Annotated in this window: 22 protein-coding genes and 1 tRNA gene; 8 read left to right on the forward strand and 15 right to left on the reverse strand. The window is 66.4% G+C overall.

What is annotated here, in order from left to right; genetic code table 11:
• Positions 1–395: 395 nt before the first annotated feature.
• From R5H29_RS16395 to R5H29_RS16425, 7 genes are all read left to right on the forward strand, one after another.
• Positions 396–1,616 carry a phage major capsid protein gene (locus R5H29_RS16395; RefSeq protein ID WP_332329476.1) on the forward strand — a complete coding sequence of 407 codons (1,221 nt, stop codon included), beginning with the start codon at positions 396–398 and terminating at the stop codon, positions 1,614–1,616.
• A gap of 2 nt (positions 1,617–1,618) precedes the next feature.
• Positions 1,619–2,140 (forward strand): HK97 family phage prohead protease, encoded by a 522-nt coding sequence (locus R5H29_RS16400; RefSeq protein ID WP_332329477.1) that lies wholly within the window; start codon positions 1,619–1,621, stop codon positions 2,138–2,140.
• A complete protein-coding gene (locus R5H29_RS16405) occupies positions 2,137–3,285 on the forward strand; it encodes a phage portal protein (RefSeq protein WP_332329478.1) in 1,149 nt (382 codons plus the stop codon). The genes R5H29_RS16400 and R5H29_RS16405 overlap by 4 nt, the downstream gene beginning before the upstream one ends.
• A 73-nt stretch (positions 3,286–3,358) precedes the next feature.
• The gene (locus R5H29_RS16410) at positions 3,359–3,766 is read left to right on the forward strand and encodes an HNH endonuclease signature motif containing protein (protein WP_332329479.1); all 408 of its coding nucleotides are present in this window, start codon (positions 3,359–3,361) and stop codon (positions 3,764–3,766) included.
• Positions 3,767–3,978: 212 nt separating this feature from the next.
• Complete coding sequence (locus tag R5H29_RS16415) at positions 3,979–4,320, forward strand: hypothetical protein (protein ID WP_332329480.1); 342 nt, start codon at positions 3,979–3,981, stop codon at positions 4,318–4,320.
• Positions 4,317–5,822 (forward strand): terminase TerL endonuclease subunit, encoded by a 1,506-nt coding sequence (locus R5H29_RS16420; RefSeq protein ID WP_332329481.1) that lies wholly within the window; start codon positions 4,317–4,319, stop codon positions 5,820–5,822. Before R5H29_RS16415 ends, R5H29_RS16420 begins: the two co-directional genes overlap by 4 nt.
• Positions 5,819–6,142, forward strand: a complete 324-nt coding sequence (locus tag R5H29_RS16425) for a phage head closure protein (protein WP_332329482.1) — start codon at positions 5,819–5,821, stop codon at positions 6,140–6,142. The genes R5H29_RS16420 and R5H29_RS16425 overlap by 4 nt, the downstream gene beginning before the upstream one ends.
• Before the next feature lie 205 nt (positions 6,143–6,347).
• Here R5H29_RS16425 and R5H29_RS16430 read toward each other — a convergent pair whose 3' ends face one another.
• From R5H29_RS16430 to R5H29_RS16500, 15 genes are all read right to left on the reverse strand, one after another.
• A complete protein-coding gene (locus R5H29_RS16430) occupies positions 6,348–6,548 on the reverse strand; it encodes a hypothetical protein (RefSeq protein ID WP_332329483.1) in 201 nt (66 codons plus the stop codon).
• Positions 6,549–6,728: 180 nt separating this feature from the next.
• Positions 6,729–6,803: transfer RNA gene (locus R5H29_RS16435), tRNA-Val, on the reverse strand.
• Positions 6,804–6,978: 175 nt separating this feature from the next.
• Entirely contained in the window at positions 6,979–7,332 is a 354-nt protein-coding gene (locus R5H29_RS16440; RefSeq protein ID WP_004146965.1) for a PilZ domain-containing protein, read from the reverse strand.
• A complete protein-coding gene (locus tag R5H29_RS16445; protein WP_332329484.1) occupies positions 7,329–8,285 on the reverse strand; it encodes a DNA polymerase III subunit delta' in 957 nt (318 codons plus the stop codon). The genes R5H29_RS16440 and R5H29_RS16445 overlap by 4 nt, the downstream gene beginning before the upstream one ends.
• Positions 8,282–8,947, reverse strand: coding sequence for a dTMP kinase (tmk, locus tag R5H29_RS16450; RefSeq protein ID WP_019659493.1), 666 nt, complete (start codon positions 8,945–8,947; stop codon positions 8,282–8,284). Before tmk ends, R5H29_RS16445 begins: the two co-directional genes overlap by 4 nt.
• Positions 8,944–10,005 (reverse strand): endolytic transglycosylase MltG, encoded by a 1,062-nt coding sequence (mltG, locus tag R5H29_RS16455; RefSeq protein WP_019659494.1) that lies wholly within the window; start codon positions 10,003–10,005, stop codon positions 8,944–8,946. The genes tmk and mltG overlap by 4 nt, the downstream gene beginning before the upstream one ends.
• 232 nt (positions 10,006–10,237) lie before the next feature.
• Positions 10,238–11,602 carry an aminodeoxychorismate synthase component I gene (locus tag R5H29_RS16460; protein ID WP_171952442.1) on the reverse strand — a complete coding sequence of 455 codons (1,365 nt, stop codon included), beginning with the start codon at positions 11,600–11,602 and terminating at the stop codon, positions 10,238–10,240.
• A gap of 91 nt (positions 11,603–11,693) precedes the next feature.
• Positions 11,694–12,956 carry a beta-ketoacyl-ACP synthase II gene (gene fabF, locus R5H29_RS16465; RefSeq protein ID WP_312545838.1) on the reverse strand — a complete coding sequence of 421 codons (1,263 nt, stop codon included), beginning with the start codon at positions 12,954–12,956 and terminating at the stop codon, positions 11,694–11,696.
• Positions 12,957–13,098: 142 nt separating this feature from the next.
• Positions 13,099–13,338, reverse strand: coding sequence for an acyl carrier protein (gene acpP, locus R5H29_RS16470; RefSeq protein ID WP_005415509.1), 240 nt, complete (start codon positions 13,336–13,338; stop codon positions 13,099–13,101).
• Between the two features lie 152 nt (positions 13,339–13,490).
• On the reverse strand, positions 13,491–14,234 hold the full coding sequence (gene fabG / locus R5H29_RS16475; protein ID WP_332329485.1) for a 3-oxoacyl-ACP reductase FabG: 744 nt from the start codon (positions 14,232–14,234) through the stop codon (positions 13,491–13,493).
• 81 nt (positions 14,235–14,315) lie between these two features.
• On the reverse strand, positions 14,316–15,260 hold the full coding sequence (gene fabD / locus R5H29_RS16480; RefSeq protein WP_164144111.1) for an ACP S-malonyltransferase: 945 nt from the start codon (positions 15,258–15,260) through the stop codon (positions 14,316–14,318).
• A gap of 147 nt (positions 15,261–15,407) precedes the next feature.
• Complete coding sequence (locus R5H29_RS16485; RefSeq protein WP_019659499.1) at positions 15,408–16,190, reverse strand: serine/threonine protein kinase; 783 nt, start codon at positions 16,188–16,190, stop codon at positions 15,408–15,410.
• 76 nt (positions 16,191–16,266) lie between these two features.
• Positions 16,267–17,244, reverse strand: coding sequence for a beta-ketoacyl-ACP synthase III (locus R5H29_RS16490; protein WP_019659500.1), 978 nt, complete (start codon positions 17,242–17,244; stop codon positions 16,267–16,269).
• A 91-nt stretch (positions 17,245–17,335) separates the two neighbouring features.
• The gene (rpmF, locus tag R5H29_RS16495) at positions 17,336–17,530 is read right to left on the reverse strand and encodes a 50S ribosomal protein L32 (RefSeq protein WP_005408308.1); all 195 of its coding nucleotides are present in this window, start codon (positions 17,528–17,530) and stop codon (positions 17,336–17,338) included.
• A 107-nt stretch (positions 17,531–17,637) separates the two neighbouring features.
• Positions 17,638–18,147, reverse strand: coding sequence for a YceD family protein (locus tag R5H29_RS16500; protein WP_019659501.1), 510 nt, complete (start codon positions 18,145–18,147; stop codon positions 17,638–17,640).
• A gap of 113 nt (positions 18,148–18,260) precedes the next feature.
• Between R5H29_RS16500 and R5H29_RS16505 the strand changes: the two genes are divergently transcribed.
• Positions 18,261–18,830, forward strand: a complete 570-nt coding sequence (locus R5H29_RS16505; RefSeq protein WP_019659502.1) for a nucleoside triphosphate pyrophosphatase — start codon at positions 18,261–18,263, stop codon at positions 18,828–18,830.
• Positions 18,831–18,861 lie beyond the last annotated feature (31 nt).

Below are 18,861 nucleotides of genomic sequence, written 5' to 3' on the forward strand. Positions count from 1 at the left end.
TCAAGGCGAGTACACACCAGTGCGAAAGCGCTCGGTAACGCCAAAACCGTTACCTGTCACAGCACTAGTCACAGTGACAGGCACTGCAGTGCAACGCATGAGGAAAGAATGCAGCCCGCTGCGCAGGGCTGCAGCGGGCTCACCCCATGCGCCCGCTGCAGCCGATGCACCACGTTCACCACCTCGCCAAATCTGGAGAGACAGTTGCAACGCACCGTACGCGACCACGCCGGGACCGCACGGAAAAGCCGCCAGGACTCTGCGCAAATCGGCATCGTCAGGAAGCTACAAATTACGCCACTGAATCCCATTGAATCCTCACTACGCGGTTGTTTGCACGGCTGAATCCATGCAGGTAAATGGTTATCCGGAAACATCAATCTCCGGAGAACCGCATGACCCTGAAAGCCCTACGTGAGGCGCGCGCTGCGAAAGTAGCCGAGGCCCGCGCGCTGGTGGAAACCGCCCAACGCGAGAACCGCCAGCTCACTGCCGAGGAATCGGCCGCCTTCGACACCATCAAGGCCGCAATCACCGACCTGGAAGAGCAGGAGCAGCGCCAGCAGTTCCTGGACGACGCCGAGCGCCGCAGCACCGGCACCGTGGTCAGTGGCGGCAGCGACACGCTGCCCGAGCTGGAGAAGCGCGTCTCGCTGCTCACCGTGGTGCAGGCCAAGATCGATGGACGCGCACTGACGGGCGCAGAGGCCGAGTATCACGCCGAGGCCGAGCGCCGCACCGGCATGAAGGCGCAGGGCGTGCTGGTGCCGCTGTCGCTGCTGGAGCGCCGCGCACCGAACCTGACGACCACTGCCGGCGAGCTGATCCCGACCGATCACCGTGGCGACCAGTACATCGGTGCGCTGCGTGATTCGCTGGTGGTGCGTCAGATGGGCGTGCGTGTGCTGTCCAGCCTGACGGGCAACGTGGAAATCCCGAAGTTCGCTGCGGGCCTGTCGGCGGGCTGGGTGGCCGAGAACGAGGCGCTGCCGGAATCGGTGATGGACTTCGATTCGGTCAGCCTCAAGCCGCGTCACGTGGGCGCGATCACTTCGTGGTCCCGTCAGCTGGCGCAGCAGTCCAATCCGAGCATCGAGCAACTGCTGCGCGACGACCTGGCCTTCGCTGTCGGTGCAGAGGTGGACAAGGCCATCATCACCGGCGATGGCGTCAAGGCTCCGCTGGGCATCATCAACACGGCCGGCGTGCAGACCGCCACGGTTCCCACCACCTGGGAGGAAGTGCTGGCCGTAGAGGGCCTCCTGGAGGACGTGAACGTTACTCCGAACTACTGGTACACCAAGCCGAGCGTGCTGCGCGCGCTGCGTGGGAAGCTCAAGGCGGCCACTGCCGGCAGCGAGTACATTGCCACGGCCAACCGCATCGGCGAGATTGCCGCCGCCACCTCCAACGCTGCACCGGCCAACACCGCGATCCTGGGCGACTGGACGCAGCTGATCCTGGGCACCTGGGGCGTGCTGGACCTGCTGGTGAACCCGTACGAAGGCGAGGCATTCCGCCGCGGCAACGTGCTGATCCGCGCGATGATGACCTGTGACCTGGTGGCGCGTCATCCCAAGGCGTTCGTGGTGGCCAAGCCGGCGACCGGGGGCTGAGGATGAACGTGGAGCGCCGCTTCGCTGCCGGTGCAACCGTGGAGGGCCGCCAGCTGATCGGGTTGGCGGCCCCGTTCGGTTCTGAGACACGGGTAGCCGACTTCCGGGAGGCGATCGCGCCGGGTGCTTTCACACGCACGCTGGCCGAGAACCGCGACATTCTGGCGCTGGTGGACCATGACGTGGGCCGGATGCTGGGCCGCACCCGTAGCGGCACGCTGGAGCTGCGAGAGAGCGCCCAAGGGCTGGAGTACCGCATCGCCCTGCCCGAGACCACCACGGGCAACGACTTGCGCGCGCTGGCCCTACGCGGCGACCTGGGTGGCGTCTCGATGGGCTTTGTCGCCAAGCGTGACAGTTGGGCCGGCGAGCTGCGCACCTTGCACGAGGTAGAGCTGCACGAAATCAGCATCGTGCAGGCGCATGCGGCCTATCCCACCACCACCGTGTCGCTGCGCAGCCGTCAGCCGGGCGACCGTGACCGCCTTGGCCTGCTGCGCTGCTGGCTGGAGACCTGCCGATGAGGCTGTGGCCGTTCAAGCGCGCAGAGAAGCGTGACGCATCGACTGATCCCAGCTGGGCCCACCTGCGCAACGGAGGTGCGGTCAGCGCATCAGGGCAGTTCGTGGACGCCAAGGCCGCAGAGACCATCGCGGCGGTGTATGCAGCTGTGCAGACGCTGGCCGAATCCACCGCCTGCCTGCCGCTGCACGTCTACCAGCGCAAGGCCGATGGCGACCGCGTGCGCGCGGACGATCACCCGCTCGCACGCGCGCTGCGCCAACCCAATGCCCATCAGTCCGGCTTATCGTTCCGCGAGGCGATGACAGCAGCGGTGCTATTGCATGGCAACGCCTACGCTCGCATCGAGTACGACGCCACGGCCAACGTGAAGGCGCTGCACCCGATCAACCCGCGCGCTGTCACCGTGGTGAAGCTGGCCTCGGGCCGCTACCGCTACGAGTACGCCGAGGACAACGGGGCAATCGTGCGGCTGCTGGACGATGAGGTGTTCCACCTGGCCGACCGCACCGAGCCAGGCAGCATCATGGGCAAGTCCCGCATTGCCATCGCACGCGACACGCTGGGCCTGGGCCTCAGCCTGCGCGACCACGGCGCGGCCACGTTCCGCAACGGCGCACGGCTCTCCGGCGTGCTGCAAACGCCGAACGTCCTGGACGACAACAGCGCCACGCGCATCGGCGATTCCTGGCGCTCCCAATTCTCCGGCACCGAGAACATCGGCAAGACCGCGGTGCTGGAGAACGGCCTCACCTACCAGCAGCTGGCAATGAGTCTGGAGGATGCGCAGTGGATTGCGGCACAGCAGTTCACCGTGGTGGAGGTAGCGCGCCTGTTCCGCGTTCCGCCCACCATGCTGCAGGACCTTAGCCACGCCAGCTACAGCAACACCGCCGAGCTGGGTAGCCAGTTCGTGCGCTACAGCTTGCAGCGCTGGCTGGCCATGTGGGAGGCCGAGATTAGCCGGCAGCTACTCGGGCCGATGGGCCGCAAGCGCTACCTGGCCGAACACAGCGTGGAAGGGCTGCTGCGCGGCAACCCGGAAGCGCGCGCGGACTTCTACGGCAAGGCGCTGAAAGACCGCTGGATGACCGTGGATGAGGTGCGCCGACTGGAGAACCTGCCCGCACTTGACCGCGCCCCCTAACCACCTGAGGACCCCGCCAATGCCTAAGCGCCCACCCGTCCACAACCCATTCCCGCGTCTGCCTGGCGTGCGCGTGCACAACCCCAGCAAGGCACGCAAGGTAACCACCTTCGACCCGATGGCAGCACGCGGCATAGCGCACGCGCCGACGCCGCTGGAGGCCAAGAAGAAGGCCAACCCGACCGGACGCGATGCCGACCCACGGCGCGCCATCCCTCTCAACAGCACACGCTGGAGGAAGCTGCGCGCCCGCATCCTGGCCGAGGAACCGTTGTGCCGCATGTGCAGTGAGCCTGCCACGGACGTGGACCACATCAGCGGCGATCCCAGCGACAACAGGCGGGTGAACCTGCAAGGCCTCTGCCACGCCTGCCACTCCCACAAGACGGCCCGTGAGCGCGCCGGCAAGCCGGTGGTGATCGGATGCGACGCGGACGGCTGGCCGATGGACCCACGCCACCCGTGGAACGCCAAAGCGTGAAACAAAAATCGCTGGGAGATGAGCCGTCCAAGACCGACCACCCCCCTTTGAATTATCGATAAGTCCAAAGATTGCGCGCACCACTGAAACGCCCGGCAATGAAGAAGCGAAAGCAACGCTCCGATAGCAACACTGCCGCTGTGCAAGCAGCGCAGAATGCTGCGCTTGGTGCGCTGGAGCCGCCCGCCCACATCGCATTCCCCGACTCGGCCATGCCTTACTGGCAGGCCATCATGCGCAACCGTCCGCGCAACCGCTGGAATGACCTGGACCTGGCCAACGCCGCCGAGCTGGCAATGCTCCACGACGACATGGCCCGCCTGCGCGCTGTGATCCGCCTGCAGGGCGACGTGCGCGAGGACGGCAAGCCGCACGCGGCGCACCGCCTGTTGGATACAGCAGGCCGCCGCGCTATCGCCCTGTCGAGGCTGCTGCACGTCCATCCCGAGGCCACCGAGGGCCGCAGCCGTGATGCTGGCAATGCCCTGGCGCTGGAGCGTGATGCCGAGCAGGACGCAGATCCGTTGATCCCGATGCTGCGGGTGGTGAAGTGAGCCGCGCCGGCCGCGTCATCGAGTTCATCGAGCGGTACTGCCTTACGCCGGACGGCGCGCAGGTGGGCCGCCCGATGGTGCTGGCCGAGTTCCAGAAAGAGTTCATTCGCGCCACCTACGACAACCCCGCCGGCACGCGCCGCGCCTATCTGTCGATCGCACGCAAGAACGGCAAGACCGGCCTCATTGCCGGCCTGCTGCTAGCCCACCTGGTGGGGCCAGAGGCCAAGCTCAACGCGCAGTTGGTGTCGGGAGCCATGAGCCGTGACCAGGCCGCCCTGGTGTTCAACCTCGCGGCCAAGATGGTGCAGCTCTCCCCCACCCTGTCCAAGCTGGTGCGCATCGTGCCATCGGGCAAGCGCCTGCTCGGTCTGCCCATGAACACCGAGTTCAAGGCGATGGCCGCCGATGGCAAGACGGCGCACGGCCTCTCCCCGGTGCTGGCGATCCTCGATGAAGTTGGCCAGGTACGCGGCCCGCAATCCGATTTCGTGGACGCCATCGTGACCAGCCAGGGCGCGCACGCCGAGCCGCTGCTGCTGGTCATCTCCACGCAGGCCGCCACCGACGCCGACCTGCTCAGCGTCTGGCTGGACGACGCGCAAGCGTCAAATGACCCCTGCATCGTCTGCCACCTCTACGCCGCCCCCGAGGGCTGCGCGCTGGACGATGAGGAAGCGTGGACCGCTGCAAACCCGGCCTTGGGCCTGTTCCGCAGCCGGACCGACCTGGCCGAGCAGATGAAACAGGCCGCGCGCATGCCCAGCATGGAAAACACCGCGCGCAATCTGCTGCTCAACCAGCGCGTGACCACCGATGCCCCGTTCGTTTCGCCGGGCGTGTGGAAGGCCAACGGCGCAGAGCCAGTGCCGTTCGACGGCCCCGTATTCGGTGGCCTTGACCTGTCCGCCCGCAACGACCTCACGGCGCTGGTGCTGGTGGGCCAGGTGGAGGGGGTATGGCAGGTGCAGCCCTACTTCTGGACGCCGCAGGTGGGCTTGGGCGAGCGCGTGCGCCGCGACCGCGCGCCGTATGACGTGTGGGCCAGGCAAGGGCTGCTGCGCACCACGCCAGGCGCATCCGTGGACTACGCGCACGTGGCCACCGACATTGTCGACCTGCTCTCCGACCTGGACGTGGAAGCCATCGCCTTCGACCGCTGGCGCATGGACGTGATGAAAGGCGAACTGGACCGGCTGGGCATCCAGCTGCCGCTGGTGCCGTTCGGGCAGGGCTTCAAGGATATGGCCCCCGCCCTGGACACACTGGAGGCGGAGTTGCTCAACAGCCGGCTGGCCCACGGCATGCACCCCGTCTTGCAGCTGTGCGCCGCCAACGCGATGACCGTCCGCGATCCCGCCGGCAATCGAAAGCTAGACAAGGGGCGCGCCACCGGGCGCATCGACGGCATGGTGGCCCTGGCAATGGCCCTTGGCGCGGCGCAGACGGTGCAGCCGCCCGCGCCCGATCCCTACCAATCCCGAGGACTGCGCTTCATATGACCTACGCTGCCCAAGAATTGAACACCCGCGTCCAGATTCAAAAGGTGACGCGCATCCGTGACCCACTGGGTGGCGACCGCGAGGTGTGGTCCACGTTTGCTGAGACGTTCGCCAAGGTGGAGCCACTGGTGGGGCGCGAGTTCATCGCAGCACAGGCCGAGCATTCGGAGCTGACAGCCAAGGTGACAATGCGCTGGCGAGCAGACGTGAACCAACTGCACCGCGTAATGATCCGCGGCGAGCCCTACGGGATCATCAGCGCACAGAACATTCGGTATCAGAATCGAGAGCTGCTGCTCTACGTAAAGCGATTGGCATAGCCCATGTGGGTTGGGGTGGTTCGGGCCGCATGGGCGGCATTGGAACCCGACCACCGCCAGCGTGCCGAGCTGGCTGAGGAAATCGGCACTGCCCCACCATGTCGTGCGCTGGCGGGGAGCAGATCGAGGCGGCCAGCAGCAAGACTTCGGGAACCACCTCCAGCAGAGCGCTGAGGCCTACCCTCAACGCGCTGAGAAACTCAGGCTAGCCGCCGACCGCCCCCTGCACGTTGAACGCTGGGCGGCGCTCTTTTTCAACCTTGGCGAAAGCTTCCGCAGCAGTGAAGGCCCTCGATGCGATGGATTCGTAATGCGGGTTACTGGTTTTGTCGCCAAACTCTTCGCCAACCATCGCCACGAACAACTGCTTTGCGAGTTCCACGTCGGCCTTAACAGAACTGGACATAGGAATACCTCTTTTGAATGAGCTTAGAGTTTACTCAAGAACTCACCCTAGTAAGGGATGACGATCCCCAGTACTCATACACGCCGTCAACAGACACGTGGGCTGCTGTTACCCCGCAGTTACGAAAAAGCCGGCTCAAGGCCGGCTTTGACGTTAACCCTTAAAAATCAGGGCTTTATATGGTGGGCGGTACAGGGATCGAACCTGTGACCCTTGCCGTGTGAAGGCAATGCTCTACCGCTGAGCTAACCGCCCGGTGTGTTGCTGAGCCGCTCATTATAGGGGCTTTTCAGAGGCCGTCAACACTTTTTCACATTCGTGTTCACGGGTGTTTTCGGGGTGCGCAGCCGAGCATGGCTCGGCTCTACAGAACAGCGGGTTCACAGGCGTTTCGGGGCATGCAGCCGAGCCCAGCCCGGCGCTACCGGAATCACATCGTATGGGTCGGCTTGTCCGAGCTGGTAAGCCCGGCCAGCAGGGTCTCGATCTTGTGGCGCACGCCCTCGCCTTCGGCGCCGTCGGCCAGCTGCACGCCGATGCCGGCGGTGCGGTTGCCCTGCGCGCCAGCCGGGGTCACCCAGATCACCTTGCCGGCCACCGGCAGGCGCTCGCTGGAATCGGGCAGGGTCAGCAGCAGGAACACTTCGTCGCCCAGGAAATAGCGCTTGGGTGTGGGCACGAAGATGCCGCCATTCTTCACGAACGGCATGTACGCGCTGTACAGCGCGGCCTTGTCCTTCACAGCCAGGGACAGGATGCCCTGGCGGGCGTTGCTGGCACTCATCGATTTCCCCTTGCGGCAGGCCGCTCGTTCACCTTGTTCCAGGCCAGCAGCAGCTCGACCACCGCAAGGTCTGCACGCACCGTGGTGCGCAGCAGGTCGCGGGTGCGGTTGGCCGCATCGAACCAGGCTGCAAGCTTGTGCAATCGCTCCGGCGTGGTCAAGGCATCGGTGCTGGCCTGGGCCAGCGCCAGGTCGGCGGCAAAGCGCAGGCGCAGCGACGCGTTGTCATCACCGCACCACTTCTGCGCCAGCTCCACCGCGCCGGTCTTGCCGGCGGCCAGCTGTTCCAGATCTCGACCGACTTCGCGGCGCAGGCTCAGGCCGTCTTCGCGCAGCCAGTTGTCGGCCTGGCCGGGATGGCCGCGGGCGGCCTCCAGCGCTTCGCGCACCGATGCTTCACTGTGGCCCAGCTGCTGCAGCCAGGCCAGTGCTTCGTGCTGCGGCGGCAGCTTGAATTCCAGTCGCTGGCAACGGCTGCGGATGGTCTGCGGCAGGCGTGCCGGATCGCTGCTGACCAGCCACAGATAGCGGCCGGGCTGCGGCTCCTCAAGCGTCTTCAGCAGCGCGTTGGCGGCCGAACGGTTGATCGCATCGGCCGGATCGACGATCACGACCTGCGCCACGCCGTACTGCGGGGTCAGCGCCAGCTTTTCGGTGATCTCGCGCACCTGCTCGATGACGATCTCGGTACGCAGCTTGTCGCCGCTCTTGTTCGGAATGAAGCTGACCAGCTGCAGGTCCGGATGGGTGCCGGCGGCGATCAGCTGGCGCGTGCGCGTGGCGTGCGTTGCATCACCCTGCGCCAGCACGTGGTCGGCCAGCGCCAGCGCCACCTCGCGCTTGCCCAGCCCGACCGGGCCGCAGATCAGCAGGCCATGACCGAGGCGACCGGCGTCGAGCGCGGCCACGGTCTGGTCGAACGCGCGCTGCTGCCACGGCGAAAACGTGCTCATGCGCCCTCCCCGTCCTGCAGCCAACGCTCGATACGTGCGACCACATCGGCGGCCACGCGTTCCTGCACCTGGCCGGCGTCGATCAGCGCGAAGCGCTGCGGGTCCTGCTGTGCGCGGCTGCGGAACACGGCGCGCACGCGCTGGAAGAAATCGTCCTGCTCGCTCTCGATGCGGTCCGGCCACAGGTCACGGCCATTCGCGCGGGCGCGGCCCACCGCCACATCCACATCCAGCAGCAGGGTCAGGCCCGGCAGCAGGCCGACCGCGCGGCGCTCCAGGTCGGCAATCCACTGCGGATCCAGGCCACGGCCGCCGCCCTGGTAGGCGTAGCTGGAATCGGTGAAGCGATCGCTCAGCACGTAGGCACCGCGCTGCAGCGCCGGCCGGATCACCTGGCGCACATGCTGGGCGCGTGCGGCGAACACCAGCAGCAACTCGGCTTCGGCGCTGAGCGGCTCGGCAGCGATCTCGGCATCAGGCTTCAGCACCAGGCCGCGGATGCGCTCGGCCAGTGGCGTACCGCCCGGCTCGCGGGTCAGCACCACCTCGTGGCCGTGGCTGCGCAGGCAGTCACGGATGGCATTGATGGCGGTGGTCTTCCCCGCGCCCTCGCCGCCTTCCAGGCTGACGAAACGCGGGTGACGAAGCAGCGCGGGACTCATTGCGCCGGGATCTCCTGGGTACGTTGCTGGCGCAGCTGCTGCAGGTAGCGGGCTACGGCGGCGTTGTGCTGCTCCAGGCTGGGCGAGAACACGTGAGCGCCGCTGCCGTCGCCCACGGCGACGAAGTACAGCGCGTCGCCGGCGGCCGGCTGCGCGGCGGCCATCAGCGCGTCGCGACTGGGCATGGCGATCGGGGTCGGGGTCAGGCCCGCACGGGTATAGGTGTTGTACGGCGTATCGGTGGTCAGGTCGCGGCGGCGGATGTTGCCGTCATACGCGGCACCGATGCCGTAGATCACGGTCGGGTCGGTCTGCAGGCGCATGCCGATCTTCAGGCGGCGCATGAACACGCCGGCGATCTGCGGGCGCTCGCTGGCCAGCGCGGTTTCCTTCTCGATGATCGACGCCAGCGTCAGCAGTTCGTAGGGCGTGTTGATCGGCAGGTCCGGCGCGCGGCTTTCCCAGGCTTCGTCCAGCGCCTTTTCCATTGCGGCGTGGGCGCGCTTGAGCACGTCCAGATCACTGTCGCCGCGCTGGTAGACGTAGGTCTCCGGCAGGAAGCGGCCTTCCGGGTGCTGGCCACCGAAGCCGAGGCGCTGCATCAACGCGGCGTCATCCAGGGTATCGGTGGTGTGCAGCAGCGGCTCGGCGCGCTTGAGTGCAGCACGCAGCTGGCGGATGTTCCAGCCCTCGACAATGGTGACGCGGTGCTGCAACACCTTGCCGGCGCGCATGCGCAGCAACAGCTCGCGCGGGGTCAGCTCGCCACTGAGCGCGTACTCGCCCACCTTCAGCTTGCCGGCCGCATCGAGCTGGCGCGCCAGCAGTTGCCACTGGGTGTCCTGGCCCTCGTCCACGCCGGCATCGCGCAGCTTGCGCAGCACGCTGTTCATGCCATCGCCGCTGGCGATGACCACGCTCTCGGCGGTCGGGGTGATCGGGGCATCGGCGAACCGGGTCTGCTGGTAGAAGAACCACGCGCCCGCGCCGGCCACGACGGCGGCCAGCACCACCACCAGCGTTACCACGAACAGACACCCGCGCTTGGCTCCCGCCATGGACTACCTCTGAACTCGATTCCGTCGTGCAGGATACCGTGCCGATGGATTGGGGTCATGACCGGGGTCGCGCCTGCGTGCCGACCAACGGTCGGCACCCACCACAATCCATGCCTGGCGCGGCGATCAGTAGATCCACGCCATGCGTGGATGAATGGCCATGGAGGACTCCGTGCCGACCAACGGTCGGCACCCACCGTGGGGGAATGGCGTTGCTGGCCAGCGGCCGGCACTACCCCTGCTGGCCGAGCGCGCGCAGCAGGCCGCGGGCCTTGGCGCGGGTCTCGTCCAGTTCCTTGTCCGGGTCCGAATCGACCACGATGCCGGCGCCGGTGCGGAAGCTCACCTCGTGGCCATCCACTTCGGCGGTGCGGATCAGGATGTTCAGGTCCAGGTCGCCATCGCGGTTCAGCCAGCCGAACGCGCCGGTGTAGGCACCGCGCGGCACCTGCTCCAGCTCGCTGATGATCTGCATGCAGCGCACCTTGGGGCAGCCGGTGATGGTGCCGCCCGGGAACGTGGCGGCGATCACCTCGCCGGGCGTGACCTCCGGGCGCAGGTGGCCGCTGACGTTGCTGACGATGTGGTGCACATGCGCGTAGCTCTCCACGGTCATCAGCTCATCGACCACCACGGTGCCGGGCAGGCAGATACGGCCCAGGTCGTTGCGCTCCAGGTCGATCAGCATCACGTGCTCGGCACGCTCCTTGGGGTGGCCGACCAGTTCCTGGATGCGCGCGGCATCATCGTCGCCCTCGAAGCGCGGACGCGTGCCGGCAATAGGACGCGTCTGCGCGTGGCTGGCATGCACCGACACCAGCCGTTCCGGCGAGGAACTGACCACGTGGCGGCCGTGCGCGCTGAACAACCCGGCGAACGGTGCGGGGTTGGCACGGCGCAGCTGCGCATACAACGCCTGCGGGCTGACCGGCGCGGCGAACTGCGCGCTCCAGCGCCGCGACAGGTTCACCTGGAACACATCGCCGGCACGCAGGTAGTCGATCACCCGGCGCACGCCATCGGTGAAGCGCTGTGGCGCATCCTCGCCGACCGACTGCGGCGGCTGCCAGCCCTGCCCGGCCTCCGGCAATGCCTGCGACGCCAAGGTCATCAGCGCCTCCAGCAGGGTCTGCTCACCGGCTTCGGCGATGACGAAGCTGGCGTCGTTCTGGTGGTCGTGCAGCACCGCGGCCCGGCAGCGCAGCGCCATCGCGGTCGGGCGGCCGTCCTCGCGCGCGCGCGCCGGCAGCACCGGTTCGATCTGGCTGGCCACTTCGTAGTCCAGCATCAGCGCCCAGCCGCCACGGAACGGCAGGCTGTGGCTGCCGTCGTGCGGCAGACGTTCGTGCTGCCAGGCGCGATCCAGCGCCTGCAGGAACGTGCCGGGCTGCACGGCACCCTGCAGGTCGCGCACCTGGCCATCGGCGTCCAGCCGCAGGCCCTCGCCCTGCGTGGCCAGCAGCAGGCTCCAGCGGCCCTGGGCGGTGCCCGAGGCAGTGGATTCCATCAGCAGCGGGAAGCGCGCCGGGTCATGCTGCTGCAGGGCCAGCAGATCGATCGGGTGCGGCAGCGGGTGGATCAGCGGTGCGTGGGTCATGGCGGCCAGGTCGGGGTTCAGATGCACGGAAGCCGCCTTGCGGCGGCTCCGTAGAACGCGGCATCGAGCATGGCCCGACGCTACAACTCGGTCAGACGCGCTTGAAGATCAGCGTGCCGTTGGTGCCGCCGAAGCCGAAGCCATTGGACATCACCACGTCGACCTTGGCCTGGCGTGCTTCGTTGGGCACGTAGTCCAGGTCGCAGCCTTCGCCCGGCTGCTGCAGGTTGATGGTCGGCGGAATGACGTTGTCCTGCAGCGCCATCACCGAGAAGATCGCTTCCACGCCGCCAGCAGCGCCCAGCAGGTGGCCGGTCATCGACTTGGTGGAGCTGACCATCATCTTGTAGGCGTGGTCGCCGAAGGCGGTCTTCATGGCCATGGTCTCGCCCAGGTCGCCCAGCGGCGTGGAGGTGCCGTGCGCGTTGAGGTAACCCACCTGTTCCGGGGTCACGCCCGCGTCCTTCATGGCCATGACCATGCAGCGCGCGGCGCCTTCGCCGTTCTCGCTCGGTGCGGTCATGTGGTACGCGTCGGAGCTGGCGCCGAAGCCGGCCAGTTCACAGTAGATCTTTGCGCCACGCGCCTTGGCGTGCTCGTACTCTTCCAGGATCAGGATGCCGGCGCCGTCGCCCAGCACGAAGCCGTCACGGTCCTTGTCCCACGGGCGCGAAGCCTGTTCCGGGGCGTCATTGCGGGTGCTCATGGCCTTCATCGCGCAGAAGCCACCCAGTGCGGTCGGCGAGGAGCCACGTTCGGCACCGCCGACCACCATCACGTCGGCGTCGCCGTACTGGATCATGCGCATCGCGGTACCGATCGAATGGTTCGAGGTCGCGCACGCCGACACCGCCGAGAACGACGGGCCCTTCAGGCCGGTGATGATGCTCAGCTGGCCCGGCAGCATGTTGATGATGGTCTTGGGCACGTAGAAGGGCGAGATCTTCTTGCCCTCGTGGAACTCGATGGTCTGCTCTTCGATGCCGAGCAGGCCGCCGATGCCGGCGCCGACGATGGCGCCGACGCGCTCGGCATTGGCGTCGGTGATCTCCAGGCCCGAGTCGTGCAGGGCCATGAACGAGGCACCAAGGCCGTAATGGATGAACGGGTCCATCTTCTTGGCATCCTTGCCGCTGACCCGGAATTTGCCGAACAGTTCGTTGTCGGCGGTGATGTCAAAGCCCTTGACCTCACCTGCAATCTTGGTGGTGAACCGATCCAGGTAGGCATCAGAAATGTTGGTCAGCGGACCGATGCCCGAACGACCGTGGGTGATGCCTTCCCAGCTGCTGGCCAGATCATTGCCCAACGGCGAGACGATACCCAGGCCGGTTACGACGACGCGACGCTTCATTGCTGATTCTCCTGACCCGAAGGTTCAATCGGGTAACACGGTTTGCTTCGGTGTGATGCCCAAACACACGGGGCCGCAACTGCGGCCCCATGGGGTGCGGTGCGCGGCGAGCGTGAGCCCGCGCGCGCACTGCCGTCTGACATCAGGCCTTGACGTGGGCCTTGATGTAGTCGATGGCGGCCTGCACGGTGCTGATCTTCTCGGCTTCTTCGTCCGGGATCTCGCACTCGAATTCTTCTTCCAGGGCCATCACCAGCTCGACGGTGTCCAGCGAGTCAGCGCCCAGGTCATCGACGAACGATGCGCTGTTGGTGACTTCTTCTTCCTTGACGCCAAGCTGTTCGACGACGATTTTCTTGACGCGTTCTTCGATGGTGCTCATGGGATCTCGCTCCAGATGGAGTTGTGGTTCAAAAGTGGTCGCCATCAAGGGCGATGGCCGTGGGATAGTGTAGTGGAAACCGGCGCGGCCTTGCATTGCAGCAAAAACCCCCGCAGATCAACCACTTGCGGCGCAATCCCTGCGCCCCTTGCTTACGGCATGTACATGCCGCCGTTCACATGGAGGGTTTCGCCGGTGATGTAACCGGCAGCCGGGCTGGCCAGGAAGGCCACCGCATGGGCGATGTCTTCCGGCGATCCCAGGCGTTCGAGGGCGATGTCGTTGATCAGCGCGGTGCGCGCTTCTTCCGGCAACGCCTTGGTCATGTCGGTGTCGATGAAGCCAGGTGCGACAACATTGACGGTGACGCCGCGCGAACCGATTTCCTTGGCCAGCGACTTGCTGAAGCCGATGATGCCGGCCTTGGCCGCGGCGTAGTTGGCCTGGCCGGCGTTGCCGGTCACGCCCACCACCGATGCGATGTTGATGATGCGGCCCTTGCGTGCCTTCATCATGCCGCGCATCACCGCCTTGCTGGTGCGGAACACGCTGGTCAGGTTGGTGTCGATGATCGACGCCCAGTCCTCGTCCTTCATGCGCATCAGCAGGTTGTCGCGGGTGATGCCGGCATTGTTGACCAGGATCGAGATCGGGCCGAATTCCTTGGCGATGCCATCGAGCATGCTGTCCAGCGCGGCGGCATCGGTGACGTTCAGCGCGCGGCCGTGACCGCCGTGGGCAGCCAGGCGTTCGCCGATCGCGGCAGCGCCGGATTCGGTGGTGGCGGTGCCGATGACGGTGGCGCCCTGGGCGGCCAGCAGATCGGCGATGGCGGCGCCAATGCCACGGCTGGCACCGGTGACCAGTGCGATTTCACCCTGCAGGGGCTTGCTCATGATGTTTTCCTCAGACGGGAGCGGCCGCCGCACCGTGCCGCTTGCAGCGGCCACCGGTACGGCCGGCAGGAACAGGGAAGGTCAGGCCGACCATGCCTCGCGGGCGGCTTCGAAGTCGCCCGGCGTGGCCAGCGGACGGCCGTCGATGGCCTTGTCGATGCGCTTGACCAGGCCGGTCAGCACCTTGCCTGGGCCGCACTCGGCGATCTGGGTGATGCCGCGCGCGGCCAGCGCCTGCACGCAACCGGTCCACTGCACCGGCTGGTACAGCTGCTGGACCAGCGCGGTGCGGATGGCGTCCACGCCGTCGTGCACCTGGGCATCGACGTTCTGCACCACCGGCAGCTGCGGCGCCTGCCAGGACAGGCCGGCCATCACTTCGGCCAGGCGGTTGGCGGCTTCGCGCATGAGCGGGGTGTGCGAGGGCACGCTGACGGCCAGCTTGACCGCCTTGCGCACGCCCTTTTCGGCCAGCAGCGCCAGTGCACGGTCGACCGCATCGGCGTCGCCACCGATCACGATCTGGCCCGGCGAATTGAAGTTGGCCGGCACCACCACCTGGCTGCCTGCGGCTTCGGCGCAGACGTCCAGCACCAGCTGGTCTTCGGCACCGAGCACGGCGGCCATGGCCCCGACACCGGCCGGTGCCGCTTCCTGCATCAGCTGGCCACGCAGGCGCACCAGGTGCGCACCGTCATGCAGGCTCAGCGCGCCGGCGGCGACCAGGGCGGTGTACTCGCCCAGGCTGTGGCCGGACAGCACCGACGGGCGCGGACCGCCCACGGCGTTCCAGGCGCGCCACACGCCGATGCTGGCGGCCAGCAGGGCCGGCTGGGTGTATTCGGTACGGTTGAGCATTTCCTCCGGGCCGCCCTGGGACAACGCCCACAGGTCGACACCGGCACCATCGGATGCCTCGGTGAAGGCTTCACGCACCTCCGGGTGCAGTTCGGCCAGCTCGGCCAGCATGCCCACAGACTGCGAGCCCTGGCCGGGAAAGACAAAAGCGAGGGTGGATACGGTCACGCGGTCATCCGCTTGTTGCAATCGAAGCGGGCCATGATAAGGGGGAATCCGCTGTGTCGTCTGTACGTGCGCGTATGCAGGCGTATGGAGCAATGACAGGGTCAGATCCCTTTTCCACCGGAAATGGGATCTGACCCCGGCCGACGATCAGCAGAACAGCTGCAGGACGTCCAGATCGCCGTCGGCGAGGAAATCCACGCACAGGCCCACCAGCATCAGCACGCCAGCAGTGCTGGCACCGTGGGTGATGAAGATCGAATGGGCCAGCGCGCGCGCTGACCGGCCCAGCTTCATGCAGACCCTGGCCAGGCTGCGCAGGCGGCCACTGACCGCATGCACGTGCTCGCGCACCGGTGCCTGGGCACCGCCCATCGCCTCGGCCATCATCGCCTGCAGGTGCTCGGGGCGGTCGGCATAGTACTTGGCCACGCCATAGCCGAACATCAGCCAGTCGCGGGCCTGGGCTTCGGACAGGTCCATCACTTCCAGTGGATCTTCCTCGAAGTCGATGAAACCGACCTTGTCGCCATCCCAGGTGAGGTTGCGCGGCAACGGCTGGCCGAAATAGGCGCCGCGCGCATGCGCTTCGGCAATGGCCTGCATCGCCGCCATGACCAGCCGATCACGACCGGCCTCGTCGGCCTGGCGCAGGCAGGTATTGAACGAGCTGCCGTTGTCGCCGATTACCAGCGCGGCATGGCCGGTGCCCAGCACGTCAGGCACGTTCACACCCTGCGCCTGCAGTTCTGCAAGGCGGCGGGCCTCGGTTTCGCGTGCGGCGTCGCCGCCACGGTGCGGAGGAGGACGAAGGGCATCGAGGTGGAAACGACGGGCAACAAAATTGAGCAGGCCAAGGGCCAGCGCCCGGCTTCCCTTGCCGTACTGCTTCAGCCAGGCACGTTGCCCTTCGATGACGATGGGCTCAACCATGACAGGTCCTCCTTAAACGCGTTACGGCCCCGGAGGGCCGCAACGACAAAGCTTCACATTGTCGTAACTTGCACTATCAATAGCGCAACAGAGCCGAACCCCACGTGAAGCCACCACCGAAGGCCTCCAGCAGCAGCAGCTGGCCGCGCTCGACCTTGCCCGAACGCACGGCGGCGTCGAGCGCCAGCGGCACCGAGCCGGACGAGGTATTGCCATGCTTGTCGACAGTCACCACCACCTGGTCCATCGACATCTCCAGGCGCTTGGCGGTGGCTTCGATGATGCGCAGGTTGGCCTGGTGCGGAATCAGCCAATCCAGGTCGGACTTGTCCAGGCCGTTGGCGGCCAGGGTCTCGTCCACGACCGAGTCCAGCGCCTTGACGGCGTACTTGAACACGTCGTTGCCCTTCATGTTGATGGTGCCGCCACCGTTGGCGCCGTCCTTGAAACCGCTCGAGACGCCGACCGGGTTCCACAGCAGTTCCTTCTTGCTGCCGTCGGCATGCAGGTGGGTGCTGAGGATGCCGGTCTCTTCGTCGGCCTTGAGCACGACGGCGCCAGCGCCATCGCCGAACAGTACGCAGGTGGTGCGATCGTTCCAGTCGACCATGCGGGTCAGCGTTTCGGTGCCGATCACCAGCACGTGCTTGCAGTCACCGGAACGGATGAATTTATCGGCCACGCCCAGCGCGAACACGAAGCCCGAGCAGGCTGCGTTGACGTCGAAGGCGGGGCACCCGGCCACACCGAGCTTGGCCTGGATCAGGCACGCGGTGGACGGGAAAATAAGGTCAGGCGTGGTCGTACCGACCACGATCATGTCGAGCTGCGAAGCGTCGATGCCTGCGGCTTCCAGCGCGCGCAGGGCGGCGTTGTAGCCAAGGTCGCTGGTGGTTTCGCCTTCGGCCGCGATGTGCCGTTCACGAATGCCGGTGCGCGACTGGATCCACTCGTCCGAGGTTTCGACCATTTTTTCCAGGTCGGCGTTGGTCAGGACTTTTTCCGGCAAATAGCTGCCGGTGCCCGCGATCCTCGAGTAGATCCGCTTGCTCATCATGTTTCCTGTTGCGCGGGCCGCCGATCACCGGCACGCCCGGGAAAGAAGGCAAAGGCCGCTGCCCGGAGGCAGCGGCCTTCCCGGCACATCAATCTTCTTCGACGGCCGAGGTCTTGGTCTGGATGACCTTCTTGCCGCGGTAGAAACCATCGGCAGTGATGTGGTGACGCAGATGCACTTCGCCGGTGGTCGGGTCGGTCGACAGCTGCTTGGCGCTCAGGGCGTCATGCGAACGGCGCTGGCCGCGGCGGGACGGGGTAACACGGGATTTCTGGACAGCCATGGGATTGCTCCAAACTCGGTTCGTTTTGCTTCGTCGTTTCGTCGCACAGGACGCCAGCGCCCAGCACACTTTTCGCTTTCGCCGCAGCCGCCGACGACAACCGGCTGCTATTGTTTCTTCAATGCCGCCAACGCCGCAAACGGGTTGGCCTTCTTTGTTTCTTCTTCGCTCGGCGCCCAGTCCTTGTCGACTGCTTCACCGTCGGGCGACAGCGGTACCACCGGCACCGCCAGCACCAGCTCGTCCTCGACCAGATCCAGCGGCTTCAGCTGGCCATCTTCCGGCACCAGCAACGCCTCGTATTCCTCCGGCAGGGACGATTCCTCGTCCTCGTCGCGGATCAGGCCAAGCCTCTGGGTCACCTTCACCGGCAACAGGAATCGCTGCATGCTGCGCTGACAGGTCAGCGGCAACGCGGTGTCGATGGTCAGTTCCACATAGGATACCCGCAAGACGTCGTCGCGACCGAATTCAAGCGAGTAGACGCACTCGCCGTCGGTATCTGCGACCAACCCCTGCAGGCGGGTCAATTCAGCCAGGGAGACCTGACCGTCGAAGCGCCTTCGCGCTACAACCATCCGCCAGGCATCCAGCGTTTCGGGCACGTTCGCGGACATAAGCCGCTGAATACTAAGGATCGGAGCAGCGGCTGTCAAATGCCCGCCATACAGGACTTGCCGCTGGCGCTGCAGACGGGCCAGACTGCTTCGCCCTGCCCCGGTATTGTCGCATGTCACTGGTCCTGGCCTCCACGTCCCGCTACCGCCGTGAACTGCTGCAGCGGCTGGGCCTGCCCTTCGACTGCGCGCGCCCTGAGGTGGATGAAACCCCGTTGAACAACGAAGCGCCCTTGGCCCTGGCCACCCGCCTGGCCGCCACCAAGGCGGTCGAGGTGGCGTGCCGGCATCCCGGCGCGTGGGTGATCGGCTCGGACCAGGTCGCGGACCTGAACGGCCAGCCACTGGGCAAACCGGGTACGGTCGAGGCCGCCTGCGCACAGCTGGCGGCGATGTCCGGGCAGACCGTGCACTTCCATACCGCCGTCTGCCTCAGCCGTGATGGAGCATCATTCACGGCCACCGATCTGACCGAGGTCCGCTTCCGCGCACTGGAACCGGACGAGATCGCCCGCTACGTGGCCACCGAACAGCCGCTGGACTGCGCCGGCAGCTTCAAATGCGAGGGCCTGGGCATCAGCCTGTTCGACGCCATCGACAACCGCGACCCGACCGCGCTGATCGGCCTGCCGCTGATCACGCTATGCGGATTGCTGCGCAGGGCAGGTTTCGCGGTGCCGTGAACGGTAGAGCCGAGCCCATGCCCGGCTGTTT

The sequence above is a fragment of the Stenotrophomonas sp. A3_2 genome (genome assembly GCF_036624925.1).
Taxonomy (GTDB): domain Bacteria; phylum Pseudomonadota; class Gammaproteobacteria; order Xanthomonadales; family Xanthomonadaceae; genus Stenotrophomonas; species Stenotrophomonas hibiscicola.

Coding starts and splice junctions, on each gene's coding strand:
- R5H29_RS16395 (WP_332329476.1), top strand. CDS start 396: ATGACCCTGAAAGCCCTACGTGAGGCGCGCGCTGCGAAAGTAGCCGAG.
- R5H29_RS16400 (WP_332329477.1), top strand. CDS start 1,619: ATGAACGTGGAGCGCCGCTTCGCTGCCGGTGCAACCGTGGAGGGCCGC.
- R5H29_RS16405 (WP_332329478.1), top strand. CDS start 2,137: ATGAGGCTGTGGCCGTTCAAGCGCGCAGAGAAGCGTGACGCATCGACT.
- R5H29_RS16415 (WP_332329480.1), top strand. CDS start 3,979: ATGCCTTACTGGCAGGCCATCATGCGCAACCGTCCGCGCAACCGCTGG.
- R5H29_RS16425 (WP_332329482.1), top strand. CDS start 5,819: ATGACCTACGCTGCCCAAGAATTGAACACCCGCGTCCAGATTCAAAAG.
- R5H29_RS16430 (WP_332329483.1), bottom strand. CDS start 6,548: ATGTCCAGTTCTGTTAAGGCCGACGTGGAACTCGCAAAGCAGTTGTTC.
- R5H29_RS16440 (WP_004146965.1), bottom strand. CDS start 7,332: ATGAGTGCCAGCAACGCCCGCCAGGGCATCCTGTCCCTGGCTGTGAAG.
- R5H29_RS16445 (WP_332329484.1), bottom strand. CDS start 8,285: ATGAGCACGTTTTCGCCGTGGCAGCAGCGCGCGTTCGACCAGACCGTG.
- tmk (WP_019659493.1), bottom strand. CDS start 8,947: ATGAGTCCCGCGCTGCTTCGTCACCCGCGTTTCGTCAGCCTGGAAGGC.
- mltG (WP_019659494.1), bottom strand. CDS start 10,005: ATGGCGGGAGCCAAGCGCGGGTGTCTGTTCGTGGTAACGCTGGTGGTG.
- R5H29_RS16460 (WP_171952442.1), bottom strand. CDS start 11,602: ATGACCCACGCACCGCTGATCCACCCGCTGCCGCACCCGATCGATCTG.
- fabF (WP_312545838.1), bottom strand. CDS start 12,956: ATGAAGCGTCGCGTCGTCGTAACCGGCCTGGGTATCGTCTCGCCGTTG.
- acpP (WP_005415509.1), bottom strand. CDS start 13,338: ATGAGCACCATCGAAGAACGCGTCAAGAAAATCGTCGTCGAACAGCTT.
- fabG (WP_332329485.1), bottom strand. CDS start 14,234: ATGAGCAAGCCCCTGCAGGGTGAAATCGCACTGGTCACCGGTGCCAGC.
- R5H29_RS16485 (WP_019659499.1), bottom strand. CDS start 16,190: ATGGTTGAGCCCATCGTCATCGAAGGGCAACGTGCCTGGCTGAAGCAG.
- R5H29_RS16490 (WP_019659500.1), bottom strand. CDS start 17,244: ATGAGCAAGCGGATCTACTCGAGGATCGCGGGCACCGGCAGCTATTTG.
- rpmF (WP_005408308.1), bottom strand. CDS start 17,530: ATGGCTGTCCAGAAATCCCGTGTTACCCCGTCCCGCCGCGGCCAGCGC.
- R5H29_RS16500 (WP_019659501.1), bottom strand. CDS start 18,147: ATGTCCGCGAACGTGCCCGAAACGCTGGATGCCTGGCGGATGGTTGTA.
- R5H29_RS16505 (WP_019659502.1), top strand. CDS start 18,261: ATGTCACTGGTCCTGGCCTCCACGTCCCGCTACCGCCGTGAACTGCTG.